This is a genomic window from Acinetobacter sp. 802_lipA, assembly GCF_058242885.1.
Map to the genome: position 1 here is coordinate 2246685 of NZ_JBZAYP010000001.1, position 12719 is coordinate 2259403.

Sequence of the window (12719 nt, forward strand, 5' to 3'; positions counted from 1 at the left end):
CATGTCTCGTGTGGCTAAAGCCCCAGTAACTGTACCTAACGGTGTAACAGTTACTCAGAACGGCCGGCAGGTCGAAGTGAAAGGTAGCAAAGGTACTTTGTCTTTCACCCTGCATGCGCTGGTCGAGCTTAAACAGGAAGACGGTATTTTAGCGATTGCTCCAAAAGCTGAGTCGAAAGACGCTTGGATGCAAGCTGGTACTGCTCGCGCTGTGCTTAACAACCTTGTAAAAGGTGTGAGCGAAGGCTTTGAACGTAAGTTACAACTTATCGGTGTTGGTTATAAAGCTGCGGTTAAAGGTAACATTGTTAACCTTAACCTTGGTTTCTCTCACCCGATCGACTATACGCTTCCTGAAGGTGTAACTGCTGAAACTCCTACAGCAACTGAAATTGTTCTTAAATCTGCTGATAAAGCACGTTTAGGTCAGGTTGCTGCAGATATCCGTGGTTACCGTCCACCAGAGCCTTATAAAGGTAAAGGTGTTCGTTATTCTGACGAAGTTGTACTTCGTAAAGAAGCTAAGAAGAAATAAGGCGCGAGGTTCTTATGAACGAAAAGAAACAATCCCGTTTGCGTCGTGCGAAAAGCACACGCTTGCACATCCGTGCGTTGGGTGCGACTCGTTTGTGTGTAAACCGCACTCCGCGTCACATCTACGCTCAAGTTATTTCAGCAGATGGTGGCAAAGTTTTAGCGCAAGCTTCAACTTTAGATGCTACTTTACGTGCTGGTACAACTGGTAACGTTGAAGCAGCTACTAAAGTAGGTGCTTTAATCGCAGAACGCGCTAAAGCAGCTGGTGTTACTAAAGTTGCATTTGACCGTTCTGGTTTCAAATATCATGGTCGTATCAAAGCCTTGGCTGATGCTGCTCGTGAAAACGGCTTGGAGTTCTAATCATGGCTAAAGTTGAACAAAACGAAGGTCTTGTTGAAAAGCTGGTTGCCGTTGATCGTGTAGCCAAAGTTGTTAAGGGTGGTCGTATCTTCTCTTTCACAGCATTGACTGTGGTTGGTGATGGTAATGGTCGTGTAGGTTTTGGTCGTGGTAAAGCACGTGAAGTTCCAGCTGCTATTTCTAAAGCACTTGAAGCTGCTCGTCGCAACATGATTACTGTTGACCTTGTTAACGGTACTGTACAGCACCCTATTAACGCGCGTCACGGTGCAAGCCGTGTTTACATGCAGCCTGCTTCTGAAGGTACTGGTGTAATCGCTGGTGGTGCTATGCGTGCAGTTCTAGAAGCTGTGGGCGTACGTAACGTATTAACAAAATGTTATGGTTCTACTAACGCTGCAAACGTAGTAAACGCGACTTTTAACGGTCTGCGTGATATGACTTCTCCTGAGAAGGTTGCTGCGAAACGTGGTCTTACAGTAGAACAAATTCAAGGGTAATCAATCATGAAAACGATTAAAGTTACCCAGACTAAATCTTCTGCGCATCGCTTGAAAAATCACAAGCTTAGCCTACAAGGTTTAGGTCTGCGTCGTATTGGTCATACTGTAGAAGTGCAAGATACGCCTTCTAACCGTGGTATGATCAACCAAGTCTACTATATGGTTAGTGTAGAGGAATAAGCCATGACTCTGCGTTTAAATGAGCTTGCACCTGCTGAAGGTGCAAAACGTGAAAATCGTCGTCTAGGCCGTGGTATCGGTTCTGGCGTTGGTAAGACTGGTGGCCGTGGTGTCAAAGGTCAGAATTCACGTAAGAGCGGTGGTACTCGTCCAGGCTTTGAAGGTGGTCAAACTGCGTTATATCGTCGTTTACCTAAATTCGGTTTCACTAGCCAAATCGCTTTGAAAACTGCTGAAGTACGTTTATCTGAGCTTGCTAAAGTGGAAGGCGACATCGTTAGCCTAGAAACTTTAAAAGCTGCAAACGTTGTACGTAAAGATATGTTACGTGCTCGTATCGTACTTTCTGGTGAAATTACTCGTGCATTCACTGTTCAAGGTGTTGCTGTGACTAAAGGCGCTAAAGCTGCTGTTGAAGCTGCTGGCGGTAAAGTCGAGGAGTAATCGCTAGTGTCTATGTCTCCTAGTTCTTCAGGTCATGTCAATATGATGAAAGGCCAGCCATTTCATGTGAAATACCGTGAAATTATTCGCCGCATGATGTTTCTCATCGGTGCATTATTGGTTTTTCGACTAGGAGCACATATTCCAGTACCAGGCATTAATAATGCTGCACTTGAAAATCTTTTTAATGCAAACCAAGGCACGATCCTTGGTTTGTTTAACATGTTTTCGGGTGGTGCATTAGAGCGTATGTCCATTCTTGCTCTTGGGATTATGCCGTACATTTCTGCATCGATTATCGTGCAGTTAATGTCTACAGTTATTCCTTCGCTGGAAGCTTTAAAGAAAGAAGGCGAACAAGGCAAGCGTAAGATTAATCAATATACGCGACAGGGTACATTGTTCCTTGCACTCGTGCAGGCAATTGGGATGTGTGCTGGTCTGATCAGTCAAGGGATTACCTTAACTGAAGGTCTGGCTTTCTACGTACCAGCTGTAACCTCTTTGGTTGCAGGTACAATGTTCTTGATGTGGTTAGGTGAGCAAATTACCGAACGCGGGGTGGGCAATGGTATTTCCATGATCATCTTCGCCGGTATTGTTGCAGGTTTGCCGAATTTAATTCTGCAATCAATATCATCAGTAGATAATGGTCAAACCAGTCTAATCGGCTTGGTTATTTTTGGCGTGTTATCTCTGGCTGTATTAGCTGCAATTGTGTTTATTGAGAAGGCGCAACGTCGTATTCCAGTAAACTATGCTCAAAAACAACAAGGACGTCGTGTATTTACTGCACAACAGTCGCATTTGCCATTAAAAATTAATATGGCCGGTGTGATCCCTGCGATTTTCGCAAGTTCATTGCTTTTGTTCCCTGCGAGCTTAGGGCAATGGGTGGGTAGTGCAGATCCGAATGCGGGTATTATCAAACGTAGTTTGCAAGATTTGGCATTGGTGCTTTCGCCTGGTCAGCCGTTGTATTTGGTGCTCTTTGGTGCGTTAATTATCTTTTTCTGTTACTTTTATACAGCGCTTGTATTTAGCCCGAAAGAAGTATCGGAAAACTTGAAACGCAGCGGGGCTTATGTACCTGGTATTCGTCCAGGTGAGCAAACTGCTCGTTACTTAGATCATATTCTTAACCGTTTGACATTTATTGGCGCGATTTATATCACCATCATTTGCTTAATGCCGATGATTTTACAAAGCTCATTTGGTATTCCATTCTCTTTAGGTGGAACATCTTTGCTTATTGTTGTGGTGGTAGTGATGGACTTTATGGCTCAGCTACAAGCACATCTCACCTCGCATCAGTACGATAATCAAACGTTAATGAGAAAAACGACTGCTCATCCTAAGGGATAAGCGCACTTGAGGTTTCATCATGAAAGTACAAGCTTCTGTAAAGAAAATTTGTGGTAGCTGTAAAGTTATCCGTCGTAATGGGGTTATTCGCGTAATTTGTAGCGCAGAACCTCGTCATAAGCAGCGTCAAGGTTAATCTGATCAAGACCTGTTGATTTCAGTAGGCTAATTAGGTTATTATCCGCCCCTCAAGATTTTTGTGGGGCGGTTGATTGTCTTAACTGCCTTTTTGGAGAAAATTGAATGGCTCGTATTGCCGGTGTAAACATTCCGGATAACAAGCATGCTGTTATCTCTCTAACGTACATCTTTGGTGTAGGTCGCCACACTGCTAAGAATATCTTGGCTGCTGTTGGTATCGCGCCGACTACAAAGATCCGTGAATTAGATGACGCTCAGCTTGATGCGATTCGTGCAGAAGTTGCTAAGGTTCCGACCGAAGGTGATTTACGTCGCGAAATTTCCATGAACATTAAACGTTTAATGGATTTAGGCTGCTACCGCGGTCTTCGTCATCGTCGCAGCTTGCCTGTCCGTGGACAACGCACCAAAACTAACGCACGTACCCGTAAAGGTCCGCGCAAACCTATTAAGAAATAAGATTTCTGGAAGCTAAAAGATGGCTAAAGATACTCGCACACGCAAGAAGGTCACTCGTACCGTCTCTGAAGGTGTTGCACACATTCACGCTTCTTTTAATAACACCATTGTGACTATTACCGATCGTCAAGGTAATGCACTGGCTTGGGCTACCTCTGGTGGACAAGGCTTCCGTGGATCACGTAAATCAACTCCGTTTGCTGCTCAGGTAGCTGCTGAAGTTGCTGGTAAAGCTGCTTTAGACTACGGTTTGAAAAACTTGGACGTCCTTGTAAAAGGTCCTGGTCCTGGTCGTGAATCTGCGGTTCGTGCTTTAGGTGCAGTGGGTTATAAAATTAACAGCATTACCGATGTGACGCCAATCCCGCACAACGGTTGCCGTCCACCTAAAAAACGTCGCGTGTAAGGAGAAACATTCATGGCTCGTTATATTGGTCCAAAATGCAAACTCTCTCGCCGCGAAGGGACAGACCTGCAATTAAAATCTGGCGTTAAACCATTTGACGTCAAAACTAAAAAAGCTGCTAAAGCTCCTGGCCAACATGGCGGAGCGCGTGGTGGCAAACAATCTGAGTACTCACTACAATTACGTGAAAAACAAAAAGTACGTCGTATGTACGGTGTTTTAGAGCGTCAATTTAGTAATTACTATAAAGAAGCTGCTCGTGTGAAAGGCGCAACTGGTGAAAACTTGTTGAAACTGCTTGAAAGCCGTCTTGATAACGTCGTTTATCGCATGGGTTTTGGTTCTACACGTGCAGAAGCTCGTCAGCTTGTATCTCACCGCTCGATCACTTTGAATGGCCGTCGTGTTAACATCGCGTCTATTCAAGTTAAAGCGGGTGATGTAATTGCTGTGCATGAAGGTGCTAAACAACAATTGCGTATCAAAAACGCAGTTGAATTAGCTGCACAACGTGGTATTCCTTCTTGGATGGAAATTGACCATTCTAAGTTGGAAGGTACGTTTAAAGCTGCACCAGATCGTTCAGATTTACCTGCTGAAATCAACGAAAGCTTGATTGTAGAATTGTATTCTAAATAATCCTTGAGGTAGCAATATGACGCGTACTGCAAATGAGTTTCTAACTCCGCAAGCGATCAAGGTCGAAGCGGTTAGCGGGACCTCGGCAAAAGTTATTCTAGAACCCTTAGAGCGTGGCTTTGGTCATACTCTGGGCAATGCTTTACGTCGCATCCTTCTTTCTTCTTTACCTGGCGCTGCTGTGGTTGAAGTTGAGATTGAAGGTGTCGAGCACGAGTACAGTACTTTGGAAGGCTTGCAGCAGGACATCGTCGAGCTCTTGCTGAACCTAAAAGGATTGTCTATTAAGCTGTTCGATCAAAATGAAGCTTATTTGACATTAGAGAAACAAGGTCCTGGCGACGTAACTGCCGCTGACCTTCGTTTGCCTCATAATGTTGAAGTGGTTAACCCTGAACATTTGATCGGTACTTTAAGTGCTTCAGGCTCATTAAAAATGCGCTTGAAAGTTTCTCAAGGTCGTGGTTATGAAACTTCTGACTCGCGTTTCCCAGAAGGCGAAACTCGCCCTGTAGGTCGCTTACAGTTAGATGCTTCTTATAGCCCAATCAAACGTGTGTCTTACACAGTGGAAAACGCTCGTGTAGAACAACGTACAGACCTTGATAAATTGGTCATTGATCTTGAGACCAACGGTACAGTTGATCCTGAAGAAGCGATCCGCAAAGCGGCAACAATCTTGCAACAACAAATTGCAATTTTTGTTGACCTTCAGAAAGATCAAGCTCCTGTTGCTCAAGAACCTCGTGAAGAAGTTGATCCGATTTTGCTTCGTCCAGTAGATGATCTAGAGCTTACTGTTCGTTCTGCTAACTGTTTGAAAGCAGAAAACATTTACTACATTGGTGATCTTGTACAGCGCACTGAGGTTGAGTTACTCAAAACTCCTAACCTTGGTAAAAAATCGCTTACTGAGATCAAAGATGTTCTGGCTTCAAAAGGCTTACAACTCGGCATGCGTTTAGAGAACTGGCCACCAGCTAGTCTCCGTATGGACGATCGTTTCGCCTATCGTAGCCGTTAATTAAGTAGGACTATCACCATGCGTCATCGTAATAGTGGTGTGAAATTAGGCCGTACAAGCAGCCATCGTAAAGCGATGTTTCAAAACATGGCTAACTCTTTGTTTGAGCACGAGTTGATCAAAACAACTGTGCCTAAAGCAAAAGAGTTACGTCGTGTAGCTGAGCCTTTAATCACTTTAGCTAAAAACGATACTGTTGCAAACCGTCGCTTAGCGTTTGCTCGTACTCGTTCAGCAGCAACTGTTGGTAAATTATTTACCGTTCTTGGCCCTCGTTACAAAGAACGTAACGGCGGTTATCTACGTGTTCTTAAAGCGGGCTTCCGTGCAGGTGATGCTGCGCCGATGGCTTACGTTGAACTAGTAGATCGCGAAGTTAAATAATTTCGTAGAACTATTCAGTTGTTCTTAGAAAAAGACCAGTGTTTCACTGGTCTTTTTTTATGGGTTTTTGTTCGACAATCTTTGTATTTTGGCCTGTAGTGACATATTTTACGAAAGATCTGCTTAAACTTGACATTGTGTATTGTCAGTTTTATGGTTTAATAAGAACAGAATATAAGACAGGATAAAAATAACATGGATAAGCACGTCGATCTGCTCATTGTAGGTGCAGGTATTTCAGGCATTGGCCTTGCGGCACATTTAACCAAGCATTGTCCACAACGTTCGTTTGAAATTATTGAACGTCGTGACAGCTTTGGTGGAACATGGGATTTGTTTAAATACCCAGGTATTCGTTCTGATTCAGATATGTCGACCTTTGGTTTTAATTTTAAACCGTGGCAACAAGCCAGCGTTTTGGCAGATGGTTCTTCGATTAAGGGCTATTTAGCGGAAGTCATTGATGAACAGAAACTCAAAGAAAAAATTCATTTTAAACATCGAGTACTTAGCGCCAATTATGATTCTGCTCAGAAAAAGTGGCAGGTCGTGATTGAGAATGCAAAAGGCAAAAAAGAAAACTGGATTGCAAATTTTGTGTTTGGCTGTACAGGCTATTATAACTACGACCAAGGCTACCAACCTGATTTTCCAAATAAAGAAGTATTTAAAGGCGAGTTTGTAAATCCACAGTTTTGGCCTGAAAAATTAGATTATACAGGTAAAAAAGTCGTCATTATTGGTAGTGGTGCGACAGCGATTACACTGGTGCCTGCGATGGCCAAAGGTGGAGCGGCGCATGTCACCATGTTACAACGCTCTCCAACCTATATTGCCTCGGTGCCATCGATCGATTTTGTATATGACAAAATGCGTAAAGTATTGCCTGAAGATGTGGCGTATAAATTGACTCGCGCACGTAATATTGGGATGCAACGTGGGATTTATGCACTGGCGCAGAAGCAACCGAAGTTGCTACGCCGACTGCTGCTCCAGTCGATTAAGATGCAGCTCAAAGGTAAAGTGGATATGAAACACTTCACCCCAGAATATAATCCTTGGGATCAACGTTTATGTGTGGTGCCAGACGGTGATTTATTTAAAATTCTTCGTTCAGGCCAAGCCAGTGTTGAAACAGATCAGATTGAACGTTTTACTGAAACGGGCCTTCAATTAAAGTCTGGCCAGCATTTAGAGGCAGATATTGTCGTCTCAGCCACAGGTCTAGAAATTCAAATCTTGGGTGGTATACAAGCAACGATTGATGGCAAACCGTTAGATACTTCTAAACATATGTTGTATCAGGGCGTGATGGTCAGTGATGTACCGAATATGGCGATGATTATTGGTTATATTAATGCGTCATGGACCTTGAAAGTGGATATTGCAGCTGAATATATTTGCCGCTTACTCAACTATATGGATCAAAAGCAGTGGGCTGAAGTGATCCCGAAAGGGGACGCGACAGAGCTGATGGATGATACGGTCATGGGCAGTTTAAGCTCGGGTTATATTGCACGTGCTGCCAATGTGATGCCAAAACAGGGTAAACATGCGCCATGGAAAGTCAGCAATAATTATCTTGCGGATCGTAAGACTTTGAAAAGTGCTTCTTTTGAGGATGGAGTACTGAAATTTGCTAAACGTGATGCAGCATTGAATCAGAAGCCTAAACTGGTGTCTTAAGCTGAGTAGCTGATTTTAAAAGGAGCGTAACGCTCCTTTTTTATGGAAATGACTTTAGGGTGTTCTGTTTTTACTTTCTTAAACTGTAGGACTGGTGGATGATTTTAAAAACTTAAAAGATAAAGAATAGGGAATATTTTGAATATCTTAGAACAAAGTTACCAAGTCCCATCTGCGTCAAACATGATTCATGCTAAAAAATGGCACACTGATGCAGCAGATCACGCTGTAGCTCCGATTATTTTATTGCACGATTCATTAGGTTGTGTGGATTTGTGGCGAGATTTTCCTGCCCAACTGGCACAAGCGACTGCGCGAGTGGTCTATGCCTATGATCGATTGGGTTTTGGTTTATCTGATGCGAGTACACAGCCCTTGGCACATAGTTTTGTCATCACTGAAGCAGAACAGACCTTTAAAGCTGTATTGGATTATTTTTCGATACAGCACTTTGTCATTCTAGGGCATAGCGTGGGTGGGGGGATGTCTGTTGCGATTGCTGCGGCTTATCCAGAGCGTTGCCAAGGATTAATTTCAATCTCTGCACAGTATGCGGTTGAAGCACTGACACTGAAGGGGATAAGTGAAGCAAAAATTGGCTTTCAACAAGCGGGACAAATGGAGCGTTTGGAGAGGTATCACCCAGAAAAGGCGCAGTGGGTGCTTGATGCATGGACTGAAACATGGCTATCGCCCGCTTTTCAAGATTGGAATTTGGCCAGAGTGATTGATGGTGTGTGTTGTCCAACGTTGATTATTCATGGTGAACTGGATGAATATGGCAGTACTGGACAACCTCAGCAGATTTTTGAAGGGGTGTCTGGACAGGCTGAGCTGCACATTTTAGAAGATCTACATCATATGCCACATAAAGAGCAGCCAGAGTTGGTGGTTGCCTTGATTGCGGAGTTTCATCAAGCACATTGTTAAAAGTAAAAGCCCATCCAAAGAGGGGCTTTTTGATCTTAGAGTGAACGGGAAATTAATTCTTTCATAATTTCATTGGTTCCTGCATAAATGCGATTGGCTCGATTATCTAGATAAGCTCGTGCAATCGGGTATTCTAGCATATACCCATAGCCGCCATGTAGTTGTAGACATTCATCGACAACTTTAGAAAACATCTCGGAAATTTTATATTTGGCAGCCGCTGCGGCATCAATGCCGAGACTCTCTTCCAGTTGCAATTGCATACAACAGTCGAGGTAAGCGCGGCAAAAATCGATTTCTGTACGTAACTCCGCCAGTTTAAAGCGGGTATTTTGAAAGCTTGAAATCGCTTTTCCAAAAGCTTTACGCTCTTTGGTGTACTGAACGGTATGCGCCAGTGCTGCTTCTGCCCCCGCTTGGCAGATAATGGCCACCAACATGCGCTCCCAAGCCAGTTCTTTCATCAGCATCATAAAGCCCATGCCCTCCATCCCGAGCAAGTTTTCTTTAGGCACGCGCACATGATCAAAAAACAATTCGCAGGTGTCTTGTCCTTTCATTCCAATTTTATTGAGGGGTTTACCTTTACTGAATCCTGCACGATTAGCTTCAACGATGATTAATGAGAGATTGGCTGAACCTTTTTCACTGTCGCCTGTCTTGCAGACCACAATCGCCATATCGCAGAGATAGCCGTTGGTAATGAAGATTTTAGAGCCATTGATAATGTAGTCATCCCCGTCTAAAACAGCTGTTGTTCGTACCGCTTGCAAGTCTGAGCCTGTGCCAGGTTCAGTCATCGCAATGGCGGTGACGGTTTCACCCGAAGCCATCCGCGTTAACCAATAGTGTTTTTGTGCTTCACTACCAAAGTTATTGATATAGTTCGCGACAATGTCAGAGTGTAGTGAAAACCCTGTCGAGGAATCCATGGCATAGGCTTGTTCCTCAATCAAAATCATACTGTACAAGCGGTCTACACCCGAGCCACCATAAGCCTCAGGCATAGTGGCACACAGTAGTCCCATGGCACCTGCTTTATTCCATAGTTCACGATCGACATGTTGTTGTTGTTCATATTTTTCAATATTCGGAACGACTTCTTTGGCGTAAAACTTTCGAACAGTTTCTCGAAATGCCTCATGTTCAGCATTAAATAAGTTACGCGGCAGCATATTGTGTAACGGGCGAATTGCGCCTGATTGCATGGAAGCTCATCCTGATGTTGTTATTTTGCTAAGAGATTAGTGAAAAGCAGGACATGCGACAATGGACTGAATGCTCAAATCTATTTGATTTTTTGATGAGTTTTGCCAGTTGTTAAAATTGCGACATTTAACTAGTGGCGAGGGCGGTGTGATCGGTTAAACTAAGCCGTTTCAATTAATTTGGGGAATGTAATGACTGAAGAAATGAGCCTAGAGGAACGTAAAGTAATCTACCGTGCACGTCGTGGTTTAAAAGAAATTGATGTGTACTTTGACCCTTATGTGAAAAATTATTATCTTCAGGCAGATCCTGCGGAAAAGGCCATGTTTGCTGCCTTGGTTGAACAAGAAGATCCAGATTTGTTGGATTGGTTTATGGAAGTCTCTGAGCCGCCACGCCCTGAAATGAAAACCTTGATTCAAAAATTAAAGCATTATGTACACGGATAAGTGCAATGGAACATCGTCATTTTCAGCTTAAACCCAGCCGTCTGGCTTATGTGTTTCAGTTGTCGATTTATGCCGTTCTGATGCTGGTCTTGTATCAGCTACTTCCTTTAGGAGTGTGGCTGATCGCTTTGGTTGCAGGCTTTGTGCTGTATTTGTTTTTTCTACGTGGGCCGCGACATTTTCAGCTTCAGCATTTAGATGGCCGTGATTGGTCTTTGTCACTTCAGAAACAAACCAATGTGCAACGAGTGCAAATCAGCCATATTGTTGATCATCGTGCTTATATTGTGATTTATTTTCAACACTTTAGAGCAAAACCGATGTTGGTTTGGTGTGATCAGTTACCCATCACACAATGGAAAGCTCTGAAAATACTCACTAAAATGCAATAATTGTTGGACAATTTTAACTCACGAAATTTAATTAAGTAATTGAAAAATAATAAGTATAAATATATGAAGTCTTACTTTGTCTGACATATCTGAAGAAACTGATGTGCTTTTTTGGATTGTCAGACAACTTTCCTACAGTTTTTTGATCTTAAAATGTACATTCAAATCACCAACAGCAAACAAGGAAAATCGTATGATGATCCCAACTTGGATGTTTCTAGTGGTAGCAATTGTGTTAGCGATTGTTATAGGACGATTAGGAACTGTGCTGAAGGAACGATTTGCACCAAATAAAGCCTAGCTAGGCTTCCCAGTTGATAAGTAGCATGTGCCGAACCGTCGCTATGCTACTTTTTTTTGCCTAAAAAAAAGTTGAGGCGTCATTTTAGTCAATTTTCCGCTTTTTATTTCATGGCAGAGTAGTGATCTGATTTAGAGTAAATACTCTTTTCTTCGGAAAATGCTTCTGCTATGTTTGTCAGCATGGACACATACAATTATACAAATAGAGGACAGGAAAATGTCGCAAGTCCAAAAAATAGGCCAAGGTGTGGCTGTTGTAGCGCTTACAAGTTTATTATTTTCGGGTTGTTCACAAGTGGTTAAAACAGGTGCCAATGTTGCGCTTGGGTTTAGTGAAAAACATATAGTACCGCCTATTTTAGCCATGGAAGACGCTGAGATGGTGTGTAACTCAGGCAATGCTTTGACTCCTGCGATTATGTCGACCAAAGACATGGGGGCAGATCCAACTCGTGTGGCGGTTCTACTTTATTCAGCATCAGGTATTTGTGCGGAGAATCAGGCGCTTGAGGCAGAGTTACGTTATTTGCGTGCCTCGAAAGCAGGCAATGTCTCTGAAGCACAGGATGCTCGAATTGAACAAAAGCGTTGGGCGGCGACAGCAGCACAACGGCAATATACTGGTTATCAACTTTTTCAAAACCGCTGGGAAAAGAAATATAAGAAACCATTGGGCGAAGGCTGTCCAAAAATGAACAGCGATTTGGATCAAACTGTATATATGCTGGGGATGTTGAGTGGTTTACAAGCCATGACCAATGATATTAACTCAGGTGGTGCAGTCAATGTTCCTAAAGACATTGCGGCTATTGTTGAACGTGGGATGGTGTGTCTAGACAATGAAAAGTTTTGGGGTGCACCGAATGCAACACGTGCGGTGATTTGGACCTTATTGCCAGGTGCGGGTGAAGGTAAACCTGATCCATATCAGACCTTGAAACAATCGATGCAAATTGGAGAGCAAAAAGGGGTTCGTTTATCTCATGCAATGTATGCTGTAGCGGCTCAAGCCAGTGGTGACGATGCCAAGATTCGTGATGCATTGAAAAGTTATGCGGCTTCTTATAGTGATGAAAAACAGAGCAATCCACAATTTAAACTGATTGATAGTATGGCCTCGAGTATGGTTCAGGGGATTTCAGATCGTTATTGGACTGAACACACGGGGACACGAACTGGGGATGGTGGTATGGCGCATTTCTGGGATGAAAAAGAAGACCGCTCTGAGCTAGATGAGTTGTTTAGTGAAAGTTAACCAATTTTAAACTGAGCCGCAGCGCAGAAAAAATAACAATAAATAAATGA

General features: G+C 43.2%; 18 protein-coding genes. 17 read left to right on the forward strand and 1 reads right to left on the reverse strand.

Annotated features, from left to right (window positions below; genetic code table 11):
- The first annotated feature begins 1 nt into the window (after window position 1).
- The 14 genes from rplF to AC4CU3_RS11110 all read left to right on the forward strand — a co-directional run bounded on the left by rplF (window position 2) and on the right by AC4CU3_RS11110 (window position 9061).
- A complete protein-coding gene (gene rplF / locus AC4CU3_RS11045; RefSeq protein WP_004691306.1) occupies window positions 2-535 on the forward strand; it encodes a 50S ribosomal protein L6 in 534 nt (177 codons plus the stop codon).
- Window positions 536-549: 14 nt separating this feature from the next.
- The gene (rplR, locus tag AC4CU3_RS11050) at window positions 550-900 is read left to right on the forward strand and encodes a 50S ribosomal protein L18 (RefSeq protein WP_004650473.1); all 351 of its coding nucleotides are present in this window, start codon (window positions 550-552) and stop codon (window positions 898-900) included.
- A gap of 2 nt (window positions 901-902) precedes the next feature.
- Window positions 903-1400, forward strand: a complete 498-nt coding sequence (rpsE, locus tag AC4CU3_RS11055) for a 30S ribosomal protein S5 (RefSeq protein ID WP_004691304.1) — start codon at window positions 903-905, stop codon at window positions 1398-1400.
- A gap of 6 nt (window positions 1401-1406) precedes the next feature.
- The gene (gene rpmD / locus AC4CU3_RS11060; RefSeq protein WP_004691302.1) at window positions 1407-1583 is read left to right on the forward strand and encodes a 50S ribosomal protein L30; all 177 of its coding nucleotides are present in this window, start codon (window positions 1407-1409) and stop codon (window positions 1581-1583) included.
- Window positions 1584-1586: 3 nt separating this feature from the next.
- On the forward strand, window positions 1587-2027 hold the full coding sequence (gene rplO, locus AC4CU3_RS11065) for a 50S ribosomal protein L15 (protein ID WP_078390005.1): 441 nt from the start codon (window positions 1587-1589) through the stop codon (window positions 2025-2027).
- 45 nt (window positions 2028-2072) lie between these two features.
- Window positions 2073-3392 (forward strand): preprotein translocase subunit SecY, encoded by a 1320-nt coding sequence (gene secY, locus AC4CU3_RS11070; protein ID WP_171263896.1) that lies wholly within the window; start codon window positions 2073-2075, stop codon window positions 3390-3392.
- A gap of 19 nt (window positions 3393-3411) precedes the next feature.
- On the forward strand, window positions 3412-3528 hold the full coding sequence (rpmJ, locus tag AC4CU3_RS11075; RefSeq protein ID WP_000867907.1) for a 50S ribosomal protein L36: 117 nt from the start codon (window positions 3412-3414) through the stop codon (window positions 3526-3528).
- A gap of 107 nt (window positions 3529-3635) precedes the next feature.
- The gene (gene rpsM, locus AC4CU3_RS11080) at window positions 3636-3992 is read left to right on the forward strand and encodes a 30S ribosomal protein S13 (RefSeq protein ID WP_004691296.1); all 357 of its coding nucleotides are present in this window, start codon (window positions 3636-3638) and stop codon (window positions 3990-3992) included.
- Window positions 3993-4011: 19 nt separating this feature from the next.
- A complete protein-coding gene (rpsK, locus tag AC4CU3_RS11085) occupies window positions 4012-4398 on the forward strand; it encodes a 30S ribosomal protein S11 (RefSeq protein ID WP_001040166.1) in 387 nt (128 codons plus the stop codon).
- A 12-nt stretch (window positions 4399-4410) separates the two neighbouring features.
- Window positions 4411-5037, forward strand: coding sequence for a 30S ribosomal protein S4 (gene rpsD, locus AC4CU3_RS11090; protein ID WP_004691294.1), 627 nt, complete (start codon window positions 4411-4413; stop codon window positions 5035-5037).
- Between the two features lie 16 nt (window positions 5038-5053).
- Window positions 5054-6061, forward strand: coding sequence for a DNA-directed RNA polymerase subunit alpha (locus AC4CU3_RS11095; protein WP_004691292.1), 1008 nt, complete (start codon window positions 5054-5056; stop codon window positions 6059-6061).
- A gap of 18 nt (window positions 6062-6079) precedes the next feature.
- Complete coding sequence (rplQ, locus tag AC4CU3_RS11100; RefSeq protein WP_004691290.1) at window positions 6080-6445, forward strand: 50S ribosomal protein L17; 366 nt, start codon at window positions 6080-6082, stop codon at window positions 6443-6445.
- Between the two features lie 195 nt (window positions 6446-6640).
- Complete coding sequence (locus AC4CU3_RS11105) at window positions 6641-8131, forward strand: flavin-containing monooxygenase (protein WP_078390003.1); 1491 nt, start codon at window positions 6641-6643, stop codon at window positions 8129-8131.
- 138 nt (window positions 8132-8269) lie between these two features.
- Window positions 8270-9061 (forward strand): alpha/beta fold hydrolase, encoded by a 792-nt coding sequence (locus AC4CU3_RS11110; protein ID WP_490738201.1) that lies wholly within the window; start codon window positions 8270-8272, stop codon window positions 9059-9061.
- A gap of 35 nt (window positions 9062-9096) precedes the next feature.
- Here AC4CU3_RS11110 and AC4CU3_RS11115 read toward each other — a convergent pair whose 3' ends face one another.
- Window positions 9097-10269 carry an acyl-CoA dehydrogenase family protein gene (locus tag AC4CU3_RS11115; protein ID WP_078389883.1) on the reverse strand — a complete coding sequence of 391 codons (1173 nt, stop codon included), beginning with the start codon at window positions 10267-10269 and terminating at the stop codon, window positions 9097-9099.
- A 192-nt stretch (window positions 10270-10461) separates the two neighbouring features.
- Between AC4CU3_RS11115 and AC4CU3_RS11120 the strand changes: the two genes are divergently transcribed.
- From AC4CU3_RS11120 to AC4CU3_RS11130, 3 genes are all read left to right on the forward strand, one after another.
- A complete protein-coding gene (locus AC4CU3_RS11120; protein ID WP_004977895.1) occupies window positions 10462-10719 on the forward strand; it encodes an FAD assembly factor SdhE in 258 nt (85 codons plus the stop codon).
- A gap of 5 nt (window positions 10720-10724) precedes the next feature.
- A complete protein-coding gene (locus AC4CU3_RS11125; protein WP_078389882.1) occupies window positions 10725-11111 on the forward strand; it encodes a protein YgfX in 387 nt (128 codons plus the stop codon).
- Window positions 11112-11631: 520 nt separating this feature from the next.
- A complete protein-coding gene (locus tag AC4CU3_RS11130) occupies window positions 11632-12669 on the forward strand; it encodes a hypothetical protein (protein ID WP_094148505.1) in 1038 nt (345 codons plus the stop codon).
- The last annotated feature ends 50 nt before the right edge of the window (window positions 12670-12719 follow it).

What these genes read in the sequence shown, in the direction of transcription:
- AC4CU3_RS11125 (WP_078389882.1), top strand. Translation starts at nt 10,725, where the DNA reads ATGGAACATCGTCATTTTCAGCTTAAACCCAGCCGTCTGGCTTATGTG.
- rplO (WP_078390005.1), top strand. Translation starts at nt 1,587, where the DNA reads ATGACTCTGCGTTTAAATGAGCTTGCACCTGCTGAAGGTGCAAAACGT.
- rplR (WP_004650473.1), top strand. Translation starts at nt 550, where the DNA reads ATGAACGAAAAGAAACAATCCCGTTTGCGTCGTGCGAAAAGCACACGC.
- rpsE (WP_004691304.1), top strand. Translation starts at nt 903, where the DNA reads ATGGCTAAAGTTGAACAAAACGAAGGTCTTGTTGAAAAGCTGGTTGCC.
- AC4CU3_RS11120 (WP_004977895.1), top strand. Translation starts at nt 10,462, where the DNA reads ATGACTGAAGAAATGAGCCTAGAGGAACGTAAAGTAATCTACCGTGCA.
- rplQ (WP_004691290.1), top strand. Translation starts at nt 6,080, where the DNA reads ATGCGTCATCGTAATAGTGGTGTGAAATTAGGCCGTACAAGCAGCCAT.
- secY (WP_171263896.1), top strand. Translation starts at nt 2,073, where the DNA reads ATGAAAGGCCAGCCATTTCATGTGAAATACCGTGAAATTATTCGCCGC.
- rpmD (WP_004691302.1), top strand. Translation starts at nt 1,407, where the DNA reads ATGAAAACGATTAAAGTTACCCAGACTAAATCTTCTGCGCATCGCTTG.
- rpsM (WP_004691296.1), top strand. Translation starts at nt 3,636, where the DNA reads ATGGCTCGTATTGCCGGTGTAAACATTCCGGATAACAAGCATGCTGTT.
- AC4CU3_RS11115 (WP_078389883.1), bottom strand. Translation starts at nt 10,269, where the DNA reads ATGCAATCAGGCGCAATTCGCCCGTTACACAATATGCTGCCGCGTAAC.
- rpsD (WP_004691294.1), top strand. Translation starts at nt 4,411, where the DNA reads ATGGCTCGTTATATTGGTCCAAAATGCAAACTCTCTCGCCGCGAAGGG.
- rpmJ (WP_000867907.1), top strand. Translation starts at nt 3,412, where the DNA reads ATGAAAGTACAAGCTTCTGTAAAGAAAATTTGTGGTAGCTGTAAAGTT.
- AC4CU3_RS11105 (WP_078390003.1), top strand. Translation starts at nt 6,641, where the DNA reads ATGGATAAGCACGTCGATCTGCTCATTGTAGGTGCAGGTATTTCAGGC.
- AC4CU3_RS11095 (WP_004691292.1), top strand. Translation starts at nt 5,054, where the DNA reads ATGACGCGTACTGCAAATGAGTTTCTAACTCCGCAAGCGATCAAGGTC.
- AC4CU3_RS11130 (WP_094148505.1), top strand. Translation starts at nt 11,632, where the DNA reads ATGTCGCAAGTCCAAAAAATAGGCCAAGGTGTGGCTGTTGTAGCGCTT.
- rplF (WP_004691306.1), top strand. Translation starts at nt 2, where the DNA reads ATGTCTCGTGTGGCTAAAGCCCCAGTAACTGTACCTAACGGTGTAACA.
- rpsK (WP_001040166.1), top strand. Translation starts at nt 4,012, where the DNA reads ATGGCTAAAGATACTCGCACACGCAAGAAGGTCACTCGTACCGTCTCT.